Annotated in this window: 19 protein-coding genes and 1 riboswitch; of the genes, 1 reads left to right on the forward strand and 18 read right to left on the reverse strand. The window is 37.0% G+C overall.

The window, feature by feature from the left end; genetic code table 11:
• Positions 1–15: 15 nt before the first annotated feature.
• The 12 genes from rsmB to E6X37_RS02950 all read right to left on the reverse strand — a co-directional run bounded on the left by rsmB (position 16) and on the right by E6X37_RS02950 (position 12253).
• Entirely contained in the window at positions 16–1371 is a 1356-nt protein-coding gene (gene rsmB, locus E6X37_RS02895; RefSeq protein ID WP_156697532.1) for a 16S rRNA (cytosine(967)-C(5))-methyltransferase RsmB, read from the reverse strand.
• Positions 1352–2146, reverse strand: coding sequence for a DUF116 domain-containing protein (locus E6X37_RS02900; protein WP_156697531.1), 795 nt, complete (start codon positions 2144–2146; stop codon positions 1352–1354). The genes rsmB and E6X37_RS02900 overlap by 20 nt, the downstream gene beginning before the upstream one ends.
• Complete coding sequence (gene fmt, locus E6X37_RS02905; RefSeq protein ID WP_156697530.1) at positions 2130–3140, reverse strand: methionyl-tRNA formyltransferase; 1011 nt, start codon at positions 3138–3140, stop codon at positions 2130–2132. Before fmt ends, E6X37_RS02900 begins: the two co-directional genes overlap by 17 nt.
• Entirely contained in the window at positions 3133–3621 is a 489-nt protein-coding gene (def, locus tag E6X37_RS02910; protein WP_012864309.1) for a peptide deformylase, read from the reverse strand. Before def ends, fmt begins: the two co-directional genes overlap by 8 nt.
• Positions 3622–3634: 13 nt before the next feature.
• Positions 3635–5818 (reverse strand): replication restart helicase PriA, encoded by a 2184-nt coding sequence (priA, locus tag E6X37_RS02915; RefSeq protein ID WP_156697528.1) that lies wholly within the window; start codon positions 5816–5818, stop codon positions 3635–3637.
• Between the two features lie 62 nt (positions 5819–5880).
• Positions 5881–7071 (reverse strand): methionine adenosyltransferase, encoded by a 1191-nt coding sequence (gene metK / locus E6X37_RS02920; protein WP_004695665.1) that lies wholly within the window; start codon positions 7069–7071, stop codon positions 5881–5883.
• A 49-nt stretch (positions 7072–7120) separates the two neighbouring features.
• A riboswitch (SAM riboswitch) is annotated at positions 7121–7221 on the reverse strand.
• Between the two features lie 44 nt (positions 7222–7265).
• The gene (locus E6X37_RS02925; RefSeq protein WP_156697527.1) at positions 7266–8930 is read right to left on the reverse strand and encodes a SulP family inorganic anion transporter; all 1665 of its coding nucleotides are present in this window, start codon (positions 8928–8930) and stop codon (positions 7266–7268) included.
• Between the two features lie 41 nt (positions 8931–8971).
• Positions 8972–10177, reverse strand: coding sequence for a bifunctional phosphopantothenoylcysteine decarboxylase/phosphopantothenate--cysteine ligase CoaBC (coaBC, locus tag E6X37_RS02930; protein WP_156697526.1), 1206 nt, complete (start codon positions 10175–10177; stop codon positions 8972–8974).
• Between the two features lie 52 nt (positions 10178–10229).
• The gene (gene rpoZ / locus E6X37_RS02935) at positions 10230–10445 is read right to left on the reverse strand and encodes a DNA-directed RNA polymerase subunit omega (protein WP_004695660.1); all 216 of its coding nucleotides are present in this window, start codon (positions 10443–10445) and stop codon (positions 10230–10232) included.
• 4 nt (positions 10446–10449) lie between these two features.
• On the reverse strand, positions 10450–11079 hold the full coding sequence (gmk, locus tag E6X37_RS02940; RefSeq protein WP_156697525.1) for a guanylate kinase: 630 nt from the start codon (positions 11077–11079) through the stop codon (positions 10450–10452).
• Between the two features lie 8 nt (positions 11080–11087).
• Positions 11088–11357, reverse strand: coding sequence for an extracellular matrix/biofilm regulator RemA (remA, locus tag E6X37_RS02945; protein WP_004695657.1), 270 nt, complete (start codon positions 11355–11357; stop codon positions 11088–11090).
• Positions 11358–11371: 14 nt separating this feature from the next.
• Positions 11372–12253 (reverse strand): YicC/YloC family endoribonuclease, encoded by an 882-nt coding sequence (locus tag E6X37_RS02950; protein WP_156697524.1) that lies wholly within the window; start codon positions 12251–12253, stop codon positions 11372–11374.
• 127 nt (positions 12254–12380) lie between these two features.
• Here E6X37_RS02950 and E6X37_RS02955 point away from each other — a divergent pair, with 127 nt between their 5' ends.
• A complete protein-coding gene (locus E6X37_RS02955) occupies positions 12381–14096 on the forward strand; it encodes an Rqc2 family fibronectin-binding protein (RefSeq protein ID WP_156697523.1) in 1716 nt (571 codons plus the stop codon).
• A gap of 164 nt (positions 14097–14260) precedes the next feature.
• Here E6X37_RS02955 and E6X37_RS02960 read toward each other — a convergent pair whose 3' ends face one another.
• From E6X37_RS02960 to der, 6 genes are all read right to left on the reverse strand, one after another.
• Entirely contained in the window at positions 14261–14728 is a 468-nt protein-coding gene (locus E6X37_RS02960) for a hypothetical protein (protein ID WP_004693228.1), read from the reverse strand.
• An 11-nt stretch (positions 14729–14739) separates the two neighbouring features.
• The gene (gene coaD, locus E6X37_RS02965; protein ID WP_004693226.1) at positions 14740–15231 is read right to left on the reverse strand and encodes a pantetheine-phosphate adenylyltransferase; all 492 of its coding nucleotides are present in this window, start codon (positions 15229–15231) and stop codon (positions 14740–14742) included.
• Positions 15232–15235: 4 nt separating this feature from the next.
• Positions 15236–15787 (reverse strand): 16S rRNA (guanine(966)-N(2))-methyltransferase RsmD, encoded by a 552-nt coding sequence (gene rsmD / locus E6X37_RS02970; RefSeq protein WP_156697522.1) that lies wholly within the window; start codon positions 15785–15787, stop codon positions 15236–15238.
• A gap of 67 nt (positions 15788–15854) precedes the next feature.
• The gene (locus E6X37_RS02975; protein ID WP_156697521.1) at positions 15855–16853 is read right to left on the reverse strand and encodes an NAD(P)H-dependent glycerol-3-phosphate dehydrogenase; all 999 of its coding nucleotides are present in this window, start codon (positions 16851–16853) and stop codon (positions 15855–15857) included.
• 3 nt (positions 16854–16856) lie between these two features.
• Positions 16857–17453: a glycerol-3-phosphate 1-O-acyltransferase PlsY gene (gene plsY, locus E6X37_RS02980; protein WP_004696947.1), complete on the reverse strand. Its 597-nt coding sequence runs from the start codon at positions 17451–17453 to the stop codon at positions 16857–16859.
• A complete protein-coding gene (gene der, locus E6X37_RS02985; protein ID WP_156697520.1) occupies positions 17453–18787 on the reverse strand; it encodes a ribosome biogenesis GTPase Der in 1335 nt (444 codons plus the stop codon). Before der ends, plsY begins: the two co-directional genes overlap by 1 nt.
• Between the last annotated feature and the right edge of the window lie 101 nt (positions 18788–18888).

Here is an 18888-nt window from a genome sequence, read left to right on the forward strand (position 1 = left end):
GCTCCATTTCTTATATTATGATAAGCGTTTCATGCGAGCCATAAAGAAACCATCCATATGATCTCGCGGTGGATAGGTTGTAATCATACCATCTATAGCTTGTGGTGCCCCTTTATATGATACAGGATCGATGATAAAGTTCTTATGAATTGCCAAGAATTTATTTAGAACAGCTTCATTTTCACCACTATTCATAGTACATGTGGAATATACTAAATATCCATTAACCTTAACCATTTCAGAAGCTTTTTCTAATATTTCAAGCTGTAACGGCGGCAACTCAATAAGTAAAGACTCTGTTTTACGCCAACGCATATCTAATTTCTTTTGTAATATACCTAGACCAGAACAAGGAGCATCAACTAAGACGCGATCAAATTGTTCTTTCCAATTATCAGGTAGATAACGACCATCTTGAAGCTTAGTAGAAATAATAGATACACCTAATCGCTCAGCATTTTGATTAATCAGTTCTAATTTATGGTCGTAAATATCACAACTCATAATAGCTCCTGTATTGTTCATAAGACTTGCCATATGCATAGACTTGCCACCTGGTGCAGCACAACAGTCTAAGATACGCTCTCCTGGTTGAGGATCCACCACATGGGCTACTAACATAGATGCTTTATCCATAAAAGTAATATGACCATCTAAAACAGGTTTGGCTTTTTCTAAATGACCTTGATGTCCATCAATATAAACTACTTCAGGAATATATGTATCCTGTTCTACAATCCAATCTAAATCTTCTAATTCTTTTAAACAATCCTCAATAGATACTTTCACTGTATTTATGCGAGCCGTCAAACGAGGTTGTTCATTAAACCAAGCACAAAGATCTACGGTCTTATCTTTTCCCATTTCTTTTATCCATAAGTTGACAAGCCATAATGGTTGATTGTAGATAAAGGAAATTTCTTCAGCTTCGGACTTAGCTAGTTCACCTATAGAAATGCTATCACTTTCACGTAAAACCGAACGTAAAACAGCATTTACAAAACCAGATAAACCTCTAGTTAGCTTTTTGGCGAGTTTAACAGATTCATTAACAGACGCACTTTCAGGAACCTTATCCATATAGATAATTTGATAAATACCAAGTCTAAGAATTTCCACAACCATAGAAGATAGTTTCTTTAAGGGGCGCTTTGCAAAGAAAACAATAATAGCATCCAAGTAATTTTTTCTACGAATGACTCCATACACAAGTTCAGTAAAGAATCTTCGATCTAAATCGGATAGATGATATTTCTGTAAATACTCTTGCAACTTTATATTTGCATAAGCACCATTGCGATTAATTTCACTCAATGCTTTTACAGCGAGCAATCGAATATTTTGTTGTTGATTAGTCTTTACCTCTATCATTACTATTCCTACCAATCAATTGTTCTACTACTGCTCGAACACGTTCAGAATCGACTGTTGTATTACAACATGGCCCATTAGGACGTTCATTTAATACCCCAATAACTGGGATGGGAAATACATCAGCCATTCCACTTGCTAAATCTCGTTCGCAAGCTATTGCTACAATAGCTTTTGGGCGTGCTTCCTTTACCTTCATCCGCGCTAAGGTGCCTCCAGTGACAACTATAAATTGACAACCATAGTCCTTAGCCACTTGCAACAAATTACCAACCTGGCATCGCCCACACTGCTTACAATTATATACATCATGTGTAACCTTATGAACACACGAACTTTCTTGTAAACAGTGAGGAGTTAATAATAATATACGTTCTGGATCTACCGTATACATATCTAACATTACTAAATGATTGATTAAATCAATCATAGACTGGCGGAGTTGATCCTTAGTAACCCCTCTCACCTTACCAATCGCCAAAGTTAATGGAAATAATCCATAAATAAACTGATTGGCTAGTCTTAAAACAATAGGATGTAACCGTATAATACCTGTGCTAGCAACAATTAAAGATAAGCACAAAATCCATATAATAGCAATAAGTATAGATATAACTACACTACTTATAATTGATGCAAATGGATGCAATTGTAAAAGTCCTGGTTCTAATATATACATTAGAAAGGCTAGTACTGCTGTGAGCAAAGCACATGTAACAGTTGATAAAATCAAGTATAACGGATACGTTTCGTACTGCTTATATTGAGTCCCCAAAAACGATACCTTCCTTTATTTGATGACCATTTATAAAATCAATTGCAGAAATGCGTTTTTTATTTTCTGGTTGGACTTCTGTTAATAGAATTATATTTCCATCACCACAAAATACACCTAAACCGGCTATTTTAGATACGATTGTACCAGGCACAGTTGTAGCTGATATAGCAATTGGTACATGTTTACCATGAACATCTATCAAACAGTGAGTCGTATCACTGGGAACCACTTCTCCAGACCATACTTTTAAACGTTTTCCATCGAGATATGTATAACATCCAGGTGCTGGATTAAGTCCTCTAATGAGGTTTGCAATTTCATTAGCCGGCTTAGACCAGTCGATCTGCCCCATTTCCTTTGTAATCTTAGTAGTATGTGTAGCCATTGTATCATCTTGTGGTGTAGCCACAATTTCTCCATTAACCCAACGAGTTAATACAGGTACTATAGTTTCACCCCCCAGTACAGCTATACGTTCAAATAACTGTCCTGTCGTTTCACCGGGTAAAATATCTGTCTCCACAATGTCGATGATATCACCTGTATCAAGTCCATCATCCATATGCATTATGGTAACACCCGTTTTAGAGTCTCCATTAAGAATTGCATAGTGAATTGGCGCAGCGCCTCTATAACTAGGTAAAATAGAGGCATGAACATTAATACAACCATATTGCGGCAATTGAATAAGCCAAGGAGGTAAAATTTTACCATACGCAATAACAATCACTACATCTGGTTGTAATGCTTCTAATTCGGCTCTCACTTGTTCATCACGCAAAGTGACTGGTTGATATACAGGCAAGTCATGCTCTAAAGCAGCTACTTTTACAGGGGGCATTTGAACTTGTTTACCACGCCCTTTTTGTTTATCAGGCTGGCAATACACACCGACAATAGAATGACCAGCTTGAATCAAAGCCTCTAAGGTAGGCACAGAAAAGTCTGGTGTCCCCATAAAAACGATGCGTAATTGTTTATTATCAGACAATTTCTTTCTCCTCTGGATGATCAGTAATTAATCGTAAGTTAGTTGCTTTTTCAATAAACAAATGACCTTCCAAGTGATCAATTTCATGTTGGAAAATACGCGCCAAAAAACCTTCAGCTTTTATAGTTACCTTCTTATTATGTGGATCAATACCTTTAACGGTGACTTTATTAAATCGTTCCACATCTCCGAAATATCCTGGCACACTTAAGCATCCTTCAGGTCCAACTTGAGAACCTTCAGCATGAGTGATTTCAGGGTTAATTAGCGCAATAAGACCACTACCAGATTGGTCATCTACAACGATAATACGTTTAGCTACAGCCACTTGAGGTGCTGCAAGACCAACTCCTTCAGTCTTATACATAGTTTCAGCCATATCATCGATAAGGACTCTAAGTTTTTTATTAACATGTTCTACAGGTTCCGCCACTTGTTTTAAAACGGGATGACCTGCTTTCACAACATCTAATACAGCCATTGATACTCCTACACTACACGGGATCCACGTCAATCAGCAGTCCTTCTTGCGTGAAAATCCATGAGTTATATATATATTCTTTCAAATTTGTTAAATCTGTACCGCGAATCATAATAGCTAAACGATACATATCGCGCACTTTTTTTATAGGCGCTTCATAAGGACCATTAATCAAAATATCCTGATTTCCTTTATAAGACTCCAAGTCATCGACAATACGATTTGCTATAGACTCTAATGTTTTCATATCTTGATGACGCACTACCATATGAATCATTTCGCGAAATGGAGGATATCCTAAAGCTTTACGATTTTTAATTTCTTCATTGTAAAAGCCTATATAATCATGAGCCTTACTCTTTATTATAGCATAATTTAAAGGATTATATGTTTGTATTACAACGCTACCCGGTTTTTCACCCCTACCGGCACGTCCAGAGGTTTGAGTAAGTAAATCAAAAGTTCGTTCTGAAGCTGTATAAACAGGAATATTCAAAACTGAATCGGCTGTTAAAATACCAACAGCTGTTACATCTTTAAAGTCATGACCTTTAGATACCATTTGTGTTCCCAACAAAATATCATATTTATGAGCCCCAAAGTCATGTAAAATATCTTCTGCTAATTGCTTATTTTTTGTCACATCTTGATCAAGACGAGCAATGCGGGCCGATTTAAAGTGACGACGTAACTCTTCCTCTACCTTTTGTGTGCCTGAACCAAAAAACTTAATCCTCTTACTATTACATTTGGGACAAACAGTTGGAATTGGTTCATGATGTTCACAATAATGACAACGCAATTCTTCACCAGCTTGGTGATAAACCATAGCTACATCACAATGAGGACACATAATAGTTTCCCCACAATCCCGGCACATAACAAAAGTACTATAACCGCGTCTATTTAACAGAATAATCATTTGATTATGCTCATCCAATGTATGTTGAATTAAGCGACTCATGGCATCAGAAAAAACGGAGTAATTTCCATGAAGAATTTCTTCCTTCATATCTACTATAGTAACCTTCGGCATAGGTTGCTCAAAAATGCGATTTGTCAACTCTAGTAAATGATACTCCCCTTGCTTAGCTTTATAGTACGAAGTAACAGATGGTGTAGCAGAGCCTAAAATAACGGGACAACCATGTGCCTCAGCACGCCACAATGCCACGTTACGTGCATGATATCGAACCATATCCTCTTGTTTATAAGATGGATCATGTTCTTCATCGACCACAATAAGCCCGATATCCTCAGCTGGCGCAAATACGGCAGAACGAGCGCCAATAATAATGTGACTATCCTTACGGCGCAAACGCTCCCAATTATTGTTCCGTTGTTGTACCGTCAATTTACTATGAAATACTACGACTTCGTCACCAAAAGTTTCTACAAATCGTCTCACAATTTGATCAGTCAATATAATTTCAGGTACTAAAATAATAGCCGTCTTATCCTGACTAATACATTTTGCTGTAGCACGTAAATATAATTGAGTCTTACCACTACCAGTGACACCATGAAGTAAAAAGGTTTTATGTTCATGGCTATTCATTGCAGCTTGTATTGGTCCATATACAGCTTGTTGAGCTTCAGTAAGAGGAATATTAACTTCTTCTGTTAAAAGCTCATCAAATGTTGTTTTTGTGGCTTTAAAACGAGCTTCAACGACAATACCTTTAGCTTCACTCACTTGTTTAATGACCATACGAGAATAGCCTTTAGCTAGCAGTAATGCCTTAGATGCTCCGCCCACTTCAAGTAAGTATTTTGCTAATTCTCGTTGTTTCTTTTTCCGTTCACTAAATTGTGCCACCGAAAATTCTGGCATAACTACTAACCATTCTTCCTTTGGTGCCTCGTAAGATTTTAATGTCTTATTCACTGTAAACAATCGCAATGCATCGCCATAAGAGAATAAATAATACTCATTTAGACGACGGGCCGTATCCATCATTTCCGGTGTAAACCAAGGTTCACTATCTAATACTTGCACAATATTTCGTAAAGTGAACTCTGGTGGCTCAACTAACTCGTCGTAACCAATAAGAATGCCTTCTTCACGACTATGTCCTAAAGGAATGAGTACGCGCGTACCAGGCAAAACATTACCAAACTTTTCAGGCATTAAATAGCTCAAAGGTTTATGAAGTTGTTTGGCTGGTCTGTTAATTATAACTTGTGCTACGCGCATACATTATTTCCTTTCGTTTATTATAAAAGGTCTCAGTAGAAATTCTACCAAGACCTTTTGTATTATAAGCCAGCTTCTTCTTTTAGAATTTGTGCTTTATCTGTACGTTCCCAAGGTAAATCCACATCAGTTCTACCAAAGTGACCATACGCTGCAGTTTTGCGATAATGAGGCTTTAACAAATCAAGCATTTCAATGATTCCTGCTGGACGAAGGTCGAAATGTTTTTTAACAAGCTCTTGAATTTTTGTTTCCTCTATGCGACCTGTACCAAAAGTATCAACTAAAATAGATACAGGATGAGCAACCCCAATTGCATAAGCAACTTGCACTTCACATTTATCAGCAAGACCTGCTGCTACAACATTTTTAGCTACATAACGCGCTGCGTATGCTGCAGAACGGTCCACTTTAGATGGATCCTTACCGGAGAATGCACCGCCACCATGACGGGCCATACCACCGTATGTATCTACAATAATTTTACGGCCAGTTAAACCAGCATCACCATGAGGGCCTCCAATTACGAAACGACCAGTTGGATTGATGAAGTATTTAGTATTTTCATCAACGAATTCAGCAGGCAACGCTGCGTCAATTACATAACGCTTCAAATCGGCTTTAATTTGTTCTTGGGTCACTTCAGGGCTATGTTGCGTAGAAATAACAATTGTATCAATGCGCTTAGGTTTACCATCAACATATTCTACAGTAACTTGAGTTTTACCGTCTGGACGTAAGTAAGTTAAAGTCCCATCCTTACGAACTTCTGTAAGTCGACGAGATAAACGATGTGCCAAGGAAATTGGCAAAGGCATGAGTTCAGGTGTTTCATTAGATGCATAGCCAAACATCATACCTTGGTCACCAGCACCGATTTTATCAAGCACTTCACCATTGCCATCTTTTGATTCAAGTGCTTCATCAACGCCCATGGCGATATCCGCAGATTGTTCATCGATGGATACAAGTACACCACAAGTATCACAATCAAAACCAAATTTTGCACGAGTATAACCAATTTCACGAATTGTATCACGTACGATGCGAGGAATATCAACATATGTATGAGTAGAAATTTCACCTACTACATGAACTAAACCAGTAGTAACTAAAGTTTCACAAGCCACACGAGCAGTTGGATCCTTTTCAATAATCGCATCCAAAACAGCATCAGAAATTTGGTCAGCTATTTTATCTGGATGGCCTTCAGTAACAGATTCAGAAGTAAAAAACATATGTTTTTCAGCCATTTTATCCTCCTAATACGAAAAAAAGTCTCTCATGCACTCATGAGAGACCCTCCCATCTAACGACATTTGTCATAGGAATTAGCACCTTTTCCGCTTGGAATGGTTGCTGTAGCTTCACAGGGCCTATCCCTCCACTACTCTTGATGAGTTACAAAAATATTATAGTGTATTTACAGTGAGAAAGCAAGTCATTATTATACCTCTCTTGCCTCTTTTAAAGCTAAATCATGTTCGGCCTTATGAAGGGCACTTTCAAACTGACGATACATATGATGACAGCCCAGAATATCCAAGAAATCAGATTTATACATCTCTCTACGTATATCGTAACTCACATCACTAAGCAAAACTTCTATGCCTCTTTTTTGAAGTTCTTCAATAATACCTCGTAAAATACGTAAACCCGTTAAATCTACAAATGGTACTTTTACAAAACGAATGATTAAATATTTAGGATCTTTATGTATAGAGTTTAACGCTCTATCAAATGCACTTATAGCGCCAAAGAATAATGGGCCATCTACAGTGTATACCATTATTTCTGGATGGATTGTAATCTCATGCCTAATCTGAGCTGATAATTCGGCACTACTTGCTTCATGCACATCAATTGTATTAACCATTTTACGCATAAACTGCAACACTGCAAGTACTACACCTACATTTACAGCTACTACTAAATCCGTAAAAATAGTCAGAAAAAAGGTAAGCAATAATATTATTTGATCTGGACGAGGTGCGAGAACAAGCATTCGTATAAAACGTGGTACATCACTCATATTGTAGGCTACTACAAATAATATGGCTGCCATAGATGCCAACGGAATATACACTGCATATGGGGCTAAAAATAAAAGAATGGCACCTAATGTAATGGCATGAACAATACCTGCCACCGGAGAATTACCACCTTGACGAATATTTGTGGCAGTTCGCGCAATAGCACCGGTTGATGCAATTCCACCAAACAATGGCGCAAATATATTAGCTAATCCTTGTCCAAATAATTCAGTATTAGATTCATGCTTGGTTCCACTCATACCATCAGCAACAACTGCAGACAATAAGGATTCAATAGCGCCTAGCATGGCAATTGTAAAAGCCGGCCCGATTAAGGATAAGATTTTATCAAAACTCAATTTTGGTACAGAAAATTCTGGCAAACCTTGAGGTATGCCACCAAATGCACTACCAATGGTTAAAACCGTAGGAAATTGGTAGATGGCTTGAATAACCGTAGCAACAATCATAGCTACAATGGGAGCTGGAACTTTATTAATATATGGGATTCTAGGTAAAACTAACAGTAGACTTAAGCTTAAGATCGCAATCCCCAATGTAGGTAAGTCAGAGTATGGTAAGGACTGAATCATAGCCCATAATTTTTCATGGAAATGAGCCATATAAGGCAACGGTGGAAATCCAAAGAAATATGGCCATTGACCTACCCAAATCGTAACGCCAATACCTGCAGTAAAACCCATAATAACAGGTGTTGGAATAAACCGAATCACCGTTCCTAACTTTGCAACACTCATTAAAACCAGAATAATCCCTGCCATCATGGTCGCAATTTGTAAGCCTTCAAAGCCATAATTGACAACGATACTGCTCAATAGAACGATAAATGCCCCTGTAGGGCCCGCAATCTGAACAGGGGAGCCACCAAACAAGGATACAAATATACCTGCAATGATTGCCGTATAAATGCCCGCCTGCGGTGTAACTCCACTAGCAATAGCAAAGGCCATTGCTAAAGGCAGAGCCACAACCCCTACGACCAATCCGGCGATAATATTATTACTCCATTTTCCTTTTCCTAATGAGCCGTCTAAATATGCTTTTTGTATAGCAAACATGTAAGAAAAACACACCCTTTTTAAAACAACACACACAAGAATTAATTTATGTCAGCTCTGTTTGCTACTAAATCAATAACTTCTCTAAGGATATGTCGAGCAAGGTCAGATTTTTTCATATTAGGCATTTCTTTAGGCTCTTTATCAGGATATAAAAAATAGCCTTCATTCGTATCTACATTAAAACCTGCATTCGATTTGCTTACATCATTGGCTACAAGCATATCTAGATTTTTTTTAGCCACTTTATCCTGACCATACTTGATTACATGTTCTGTTTCTGCCGCAAAACCAACAAGAATTTGATGACTTTTTTTAGAGCCCAACCCTTGTAGAATATCTGGATTTTTTACAAGTTCTATGGTCATAGACTCCATTTTTTTTATTTTTTGCTCTGCTTTATGAAGGACTCTAAAGTCAGAAACAGCGGCAGCCATAATAACTACATTAACATCATTAAAACGAGCTTCAACAGCCTCCTGCATAGACACTGCAGAATCTACAGAAACAAAGTCTACGCCACTTGGTACAGGTAAAGATGTGGGAGCACTTACTAAAATCACCTTAGCCCCCATGCGTGCAGCCTGTTCTGCAATGGCATATCCCATCTTACCGCTAGAACGATTTCCAATATATCGAACTGGATCAATACTCTCCTGTGTTCCGCCAGCTGTAACAAGTATAGTAGTACCTTCAAGCTCATTGGTGCTACACATTTTAGATTCTAGCCACTCCACAATTGCTTCTGGTTCTGGTAAACGCCCTACACCAGTAATGCCACAAGCAAGCCAACCTTCTGCGGGTTCCATAATATGATAGCCCAAGGAACGCAATCCTTCCAAATTACGTTGTGTAATAGGATTATTATACATTTCTGTATTCATAGCAGGACAAAGGTACTTAGGTGCTGTGGTGGCCATAATTGTTGTAGTTAACATATCATCAGCAATGCCTGCATAAATTTTTCCGATCACATTTGCTGTTGCAGGCACAACTACATATGCATCTGCCCAAGTGGCCAGTGCAATATGTTCTACATCCCACTGATGAACTTGTTCAAACATGTCTAAAGCTACAGGATGTCCACTAATTTCACCAAATGTTAAAGGTGACGCAATATGCGTTGCATTTTGTGTCATTACAACCTTTACTTCAGCCCCTTTTTTATGAAGTCTGCTTACCACTTCAATTGCCTTATACGCTGCAATACCTGCAGATACTGCGACAATGATATGTTTTCCGCGCATGTTCTTCTCCTTTTAAAAATTCCTTGTATCAATGATACAAGGAATTGATTTTTTATTTAATGCCTTCTTTAGTGCGTTTATATGTCACTTCACCTTCAGCAATTTCATAAAATGCCAAAGATACAGGCTTGTCAGTCGCATGTGTAGATTCTGCTAAGCAAGGTTCGCCATCTGTTAATTCGCGAGCGCGTTTAGCCGCTAAAGTCACCAATGTATATTTGCTATCTACTTGGCTTTCCAATTTTTTTAATGGAGGTTTTACCATCATACTATCACTTCTCCTTAGACTCTTGATATTGTTTATAAATATATTGAATTTGCTCTTTATTACGACTAATCTTACAAGATTCAGCTCGCAAGATAGAAGCAACCTTTTCAGAAGCCTCTGCTAAATCATCATTTACGACGATATAGTCATAGCGATGAGCTAAGGCCAATTCTGAACAAGCCAATGACAATCGTTTATCAATGACTTCTTTAGCATCTGTGCCACGATTATGTAAACGTTCAGATAACTCAGATAGTGACGGCGGTACAATGTAAATAAATACAGCATCACTAAAACGTTCCTTAACCTGCATAGCGCCTTGAATATCGATTTCTAATAGTACACTTTTCCCATCATCTAATAAATCCATTACATGCTGTTTTGGAGTACCATAGTAATTATCATATACCTTAGCATATTCTAAGAATGCGTCTTCACTAAGTAAAGACTCAAATTCATCTTTAGAGCGGAAGAAATAGTTAATTCCTTCCTTTTCACCCACACGTGGAGCACGGGTTGTCATAGAAACGGAATAAACTAAATTAGGCATTTCTTTACGAATATTCGCACAAATCGTACCCTTACCTGCGCCAGATGGCCCGGATATAACGATTAATAATCCTCTGTCTGACATATGCACTCCTATGATTCCACTGTATCTACATCCACATCATGTTGCACAAGTCGATGTGCTACGGTTTCAGGTTGAATTGCAGATAATACAATTTGACCACTGTCCATAACTAATACAGCACGTGTCTTACGACCATATGTGGCATCAATGAGCAATCCCTTGTCTCTAGCATCTTGAACCATCCGCTTTATAGGGGCGGATTCAGGACTAATAATAGCCATAACACGGTTAGCAGATACCATATTACCAAAGCCTATATTCAGTAATTGAATACTCATTCATAGACCTCCTATTACTCTACATTCTGTACTTGTTCTCTAATTTTCTCTAACTCACATTTAAGTTGAACCACAAGCTCAGTAATAATCGAATCCATTGCTTTGGAGCCGATTGTATTTACTTCACGATTCATTTCTTGCAAAATAAAATCGACCTTACGACCGATTGAGTTTGTATCTGCAAGTGTATTTTTTAATTGTACCACATGAGAGGTAAATCGGACAATCTCTTCCGTAATATCCGTCTTATCAGCCAATAGAGCAATCTCTTGTATAAAACGATCCTCACTAATACTCGCTTCTAAAGAAACTAAATATTCCTTAATTTTAGTTTTTATGTGTTCGCGATATGCTTCTACAGCACCAGATTTATTAGTGTCAATTTTAGTAATAATCTTTTCAAGTGTATCGATACGATCTAATAGATCCTGATTGATATGTTGACCTTCCGCAGTTCGCATTGCTATTAAAGCATCTAATGCTTGAGTAGTTGCTTCTTTTACAATATCTGAAAGTACCTCTTCAGCAATTGGTGTATCTTGTTGTTGAATCCATTCGTTAGAAATCGAATTTACAGCTTGTAAAGGTACCTTTTTGGGGTTATCATAGAACTCCTCTTGTACCAATAACTCTTGTATCTGCTTTCTCAATACACTATTAATAGTGAAAGTTTTAGGTCGCTCTCCTGCATCTAGAATAGAAACTGATACCTCAACCTTACCACGAGTAATGCGATCTTGTATCATTCCACGAATAATACTTTCAAAAGGATTCATTTGTTTTGGACTACGAATAAATAGATCCAAGAAGCGTGCATTTACGGACTTAATTTCTACAGTACAGGTAATGCCATCTTTGGTTGCTGTGCCAGAACCAAAACCGGTCATGCTTTTCATAAGTCATCCTCCTTAGTAGTTTTTATTATTGTACCACGAATTACATAATCCGTGTTTAAATACTAAGAATTATATGTACACTATGGTATACTAAACTATACTTCTAAATATATTTGAAAGGAGTACTATGAATTTAGACGGACTTACCATGTCTGTACTCGCTAAAGAAATAAACGAGCGATTACAAACAGGGCAAATACAAAAACTATATCAAATAGACAAAACTACATTATTATTTAAAATTCGAGCACTCAACGAAGACCAAAACTTAATCATTACCGTAGGTGCTACACCAGCAATATATCTTAGTCAACCACTGCAAGATTTGCCAAAAGAACCAAGCTCACTTTGTATGTTCTTACGAAAGCATATTGAAGGTAGCCGCATTGTAAAGGTGGAACAAATCAATGGCGACCGAATCATGTGCATCCAAACGGATAAACTTGAAATGGACGGTTCCATTACGAGTACATATATATATGTTGAATTAATGGGCAAATATTCCAACTGTATTTTTGTACAAAACGGTATTATTTTAGAATCTTTAATTCACGTATCTCCACTCATGAACCGTGAACGATCTATTAGTCCAAAGCTACAGTATAATTTACCACCAAATGCTAATCGTGTAAGCTTGATGGACTTTGATTGTAATGAAATCAAAAATCTACTCACCTCTTTTGGTAATGGCTCCGTGCAACAATCTATTCGAGCTATCTTTAACGGCTTTGGCAAACCTTTATTGGATGAAGTTTTATATATTTCCAATCTAAGTGGTGAAGAAATTATAACCGATTTAGATACTTTTCAACTAGATACGCTTTCTAAAGCCTTGAACGACCTCAAGGTAAAACTCGAAAATAGCAACGGTTTGTTTACTTTAGTTAACGATAACAATAAAAAGGCTCACGCAAGCATTTTATTACACAACTATAAGGTATTAAAAGAATACAACACTATTTCTGAAGCTTTAGAGGAATCCATTCATAATACAAAAGCAATTCATACAGCTGATAAAGAGTTAGAAAAAATCTTAACAACAGCCATCAAAAAGGAAGAAGGTCGCCATCAAAAGATTAAAGATGAATTAGAAGATACTAAGAAAATGGAAACCTATAAATTATATGGTGATCTTCTAATGATAAATGCACACCTTCAAGTGCAATATGAGCCTTCTATTGAATTGCAAAATCTTCTTTCCGAAGAAAACGAAATCTTAACGATTCCTTTAAAGCCAAACTTAACGATTGTGGAAAATGCACAATGGTATTATAAGCTTTATACAAAATTAAAAAATCGTATGGTTAGCGGCGAGTACCAACTCAATGCTAGCACCACAAAACTAGCATACTTACAATCCATTCTGTACAGTATCTCTTTAGCCACCACTCGTGAAAGTTTAGAAGAAATACGCAAAGAATGTATGGATGCAGGCATTATAAAAAAATCAAAAAAACCATTATCTTACAAACTAGGTAAATCTAACTACATTCACTTAACAATTGATGAAGGTGAAATATTCATCGGTCGTAACAATCAGCAAAACGAATATTTAACACACCGATTTGCAAAGCCAACTGACATTTGGTTCCATACACAAGATATCCAAGGTTCCCACCTTATTTTGAGACTCAATATTGAGCCAGACGATATGATTTTATCGAAAGTAGCACAATATGCAGCCTACTTTAGTAAAGCTCGTGATACTAGTAAGGTCCCGGTAGATTATACATACATTAAAAATATCAAAAAGCCACCTGGATCTCCTTTGGGATTTGTTATTTTTAATACCCATCAAACTATGATTGTGGAGCCTAAAAAACCAGAAAACTATAGAGAATGATAAAAGCGAAGGTATCCCTTCGCTTTTATTTTTGGCTTATTATTTTGCTCACATTATTTTTTACATATTGATCTGAAATTTGATATTACTTATCTTAAGTTTTCTATGGAATTTAACATATAAAAAGAGGCTAGATATAATATGATATCTAGCCTTTGTTTAAACTATTGGTTTTCTTCTGTACGTTGTTCAGTTTGTTTCAAACTTTCACGATTTTGACGCAAGCTTTCCAATGTTTTCTCCAAGTTGTTTTCAACATATTTAAGAACATCACCAGCATATTGAATAGAGCTAGCTTTCAGCTCATCAGAGGATTGATTTGCTGCATTAATAATTTGATTAGCTTGTTCTTGAGCTTGTTTTACAAGTTCACTTTCAGCTGTCAATTTAGCAATGTAGTCTTTAGCTTGATCGATCAAAGTTTCAGCCTGACGTTGAGCATCAGCTAACACTTTATCTTTATCTGCTACAATACGACGAGATTCTTCAAGTTCCAAAGGTAAGGATTCCTGAATAGAATCAATAATACGCATAATTTCGTCTTCCTCAACCATACGTTTTGTAGTCATAGGAATACGGCTGCTAGATTCAATAAGAACCTCTAAATCTTCTAATAATTTTTCTGTTTTCATACAATTCACCCCTATTTATTATGGACCGTATTAAAGCGTTCTTCAAGTTTTTCCTTAACATCATCCGGAACAAGACCATCTAGCTTACCACCAAATTTAGCTAGTTCACGAATACCCGTGGAGCTGACAAAAGAGTATTTGTTATTTGTCATAATAAATACTGTTTCAATGTCATCATCCAAATATTTTGCAAATAATGCGCGCTGAAATTCATATTCAAAGTCGCTCAATGCACGTAATCCTCGAATAATAATAGTAGCATTCTTGGATTTAACATACTCATTGAGCAAGCCACCTGTACAATCAATTTCAACATTAGGAATATGTTTGACAGAATTTCGAATCATCTCAACCCGTTCTTCCATAGAAAATAAGGAATTTTTATTCGGATTTGAGCTGACAGCAATGATTAATTTATCAACCAATCGGCTGCCCCGTTCAAAAATATCAACATGTCCATTAGTAACTGGGTCAAAACTACCCGGACATACACCTATACGCACAGGTTTAGCTCCTTTCGGCTGTCTTTACAAAATAGGAAACTACCGTATAACCAAATTTCTGTTCTTTTATACATTCCCATGATTCTGGTAAGGTAAAAATCTCATCCTTATGATGTTCTAATAATAAAACACCTTCAGGTTTTAACAAATCATAGTTTACAACCAAATCTATGGTATCTTGTATAAATCCATTTTCATATGGCGGGTCAGAAAATATATAATCGAACTGTCGCCCTACTATATAATTTTTTAATTGTGAAAGTTTCCTCGGAATAATTTCTAACCGATCATCCACACGACAATGTTTAGCATTCTCTAAAATTAGTTTTCCCGTTTTAAAGTCCACTGCTACTGCATGTGCTGCACCACGACTTAAGGCTTCAATTGCTACTGCACCAGTGCCAGAAAATATATCTAGTATATCAGAACCAAATATACCTCTATTTGCTAATACATTAAATACACTTTCACGAACACGATCAAGTGTAGGCCTAGTATCTAATCCTTTAGGTGCTTTTATAGCATGTCCCTTAGCAGTTCCGCCAATAATTCGCATACAACCCTCACAAGATTATACTCATTAATTATAGTATATAAATAACCAAATTAAAAGTATCTTTTATTTATGATACTTCAATTTTAATATCACGCCCCATCAACTCAGCTAATGCTATGGATGGAGATTTTTTTTCGTATAAAACCTCATATAAAGCCTTCGTTATAGGCATTTCAATTTGATGTTTACAAGCCATTTTATAAATAATTTCTGTTGCGAAAAATCCTTCTACAACCATATTAGTATGATTAACAATAAAATCCATCGTCTTACCCTCGGCTAGTTTTTGACCAGCCGCACGGTTACGACCATGTGGGCTCATACAAGTAGCAATCAAATCCCCCATACCAGCAAGACCAGCATAGGTTTCTTTTTGGGCCCCTAAGGCCACCCCAAAGCGAGTCATCTCATGAAGGCCACGTGTTAATAGTAAAGCCTTACAATTATCCCCTAAAGCTAAACCATCTGCAATACCAGCTGCAAGGGCAATGATGTTTTTCGTGGCTCCTGCTAGTTCAACACCAATCATATCAGTATTTGCATAAATTCTAAAATTTTGACTACATAATGCCTTTTGCAATGTTGTAGCTACCTCTAGGCTTTCAGTACTCAGCACAGATGCAGCAGGTAAGTTGCGACCAACCTCTTCTGCATGATTAGGTCCAGACAAAACCGCTAAATGACACCCTATGGTAGCAAGAACCTCTTTCATCACAGTCGTCAAAAGTTTGCCACTGGTTCGTTCTACACCTTTTGAACATAGAATATAGGCTTGATTTTTATGAGCATACGGTTTAATAGCCTCTAAACTGGTACGTACATGTACAGAAGGAGTAACCATTAATACCACTTCGGCATTACTAATACATGCCTCTAAATCAGAACTATATTGTAATTCTTCTGGAAGTTTTACACCTGGTAAATAGTCTTTATTCTCTAAGTCTTTTGCAAGTTTATCTGCAAATTCTGGACGACGACAATATATAGTTGTAGTATTTCCAGCTAAAACGGATTTAATAGCAAGGGCCGTCCCCCAACTACCAGAGCCGATAACAACAACATTCATTCTTTAATCCTTTTTAATGCGCTCTACTTTTAACTCGTTTCCAGCAAGTAGACGCTTAATATTATCCCAGTGACGTACAATGACAAACAAAGCTGCTAATCCGCCAAAGCCAACAAACCAGAAGGATTCTCCAGTGAAATACATCAGTACTGGTACTAATGCAGCGGCAATGATAGAGCCTAAAGATACAAGTTTAGTGAAATATACGATAACACCCCATACCAAAAAGCAAATCAATGCTACTATTGGTGAAAGAGCAATAAGTACACCTAAACCCGTAGCAACGCCACGACCACCTTTAAAGCCCAGAAAAACAGACCAGTTGTGCCCCATCATCCCAAGAATACCACCTAAGATCATAAACATAGGCCCATAGGGTGAGAGTAGCACTACTCCTGCGGCCCCTTTTAAAGCATCACATAGAAATACAGGTAAGGCTGCTTTAAGTCCGATAACTCGATATGTATTAGTAGCGCCAATATTTTTAGAGCCATATTGTCGTACGTCTGTATTAAAGAAAAGCTTACCTATAATTAATCCACTAGGAATTGATCCGATAAGATATGATAATACAGCATATACAATAATCATAATATCCATTAGTCTTCATCATCCCGTTTCTTGCCACGTAATACTAAACGAATCGGAGTTCCTTCAAAACCAAAGGACTCACGCAATCGATTCTCTAAGAAACGCATATAAGAGAAGTGAATTAGCTCTGGTTCATTTACAAATAAAATAAATGTAGGCGGCTTAACACTAGCTTGCGTCATATAATAGATTTTTGGAATTCTACCATTGCGAGATGGTACAGGATTTACGGTTTGTGCATCTTGTAATAATTGATTTAACGTCCCAGTAGATACACGGCGGTATTGTTGTTCAGATACAAACTTCAACATATCAGCTAAACGGTGAATACGTTGCTTAGTTAAAGCAGAAGCAAACAGGATAGGTGCAAACTGTAAAAAACCTAATTCATCATAAATATCTTCAGTAAATCGCAATGTTGTTTTGTCATCTTTTTCAACAAGATCCCATTTATTCACAACAATGACTACACCTTTACCCGCTTCGTAAGCATAACCTGCAATTTTTTTATCTTGTTCTGTAACACCATCTTGAGCATCTAGTACAAGAACTACAATATCAGCACGATCTACTGATCGCAAAGAGCGGACAATACTATATCGTTCAACGGCTTCTTCGATTTTAGACTTACGACGCATTCCCGCCGTATCAATAAGTACAAATTTTTGGCCCCCATGAGTCCAATACGTATCAATGGAGTCTCGAGTAGTACCTGCTACATCAGATACTATTACACGATCTTGTCCTAATAATGCATTAGTCAAAGAAGATTTACCTACATTTGGACGACCAATAACGGCAACATGAATAGTATCTTCATCATCTACATTAGTGCCAACTGGTGGAAAATGTTTAACAGTATCATCCAGCAAATCACCTAAATTCATAAGATTTTTAGCGGAAATGCCAATGGGGTCCCCCAAACCAAGATTGTAGAATTCATAAATATTCGGCTCTTGATTTACACTATCAATCTTATTAACTACGAGTACAACAGGTTTTCCACTAGCTCTAAGAATATTTGCAACTTCTTCATCAGCAGGTACAATACCTTGTTTACCATCGACGACAAATAAAATTACATCCGCTTCTTCAATAGCTAATTCAGCTTGTAATCGCATCATCTTAGGAATAACATGACTATTTTCAGTAATGAACTCGATACCACCAGTATCGATCATTGTAAACTCACGATTTAACCACTCTGCATCGAAGTAAATACGGTCCCTTGTTACCCCCGGAATATCTTCAACGATAGAGATACGTTTATTAACAATGGCATTAAAAAGTGTAGATTTACCTACATTTGGACGGCCTACAACAGCCACTAATGGTTTTGCCATAGTTTCACCTCATTATCTAATCTAATACATTACTATATTTTATCATATTCTAAGTAAAGTACGCAAAAAGGCTAACCAAGGAAACCTTGGCTAGCCTTTTA

It is taken from the genome of Veillonella parvula, assembly GCF_032550495.1.
Classification (GTDB): Bacteria; Bacillota; Negativicutes; order Veillonellales; family Veillonellaceae; genus Veillonella; species Veillonella parvula_G.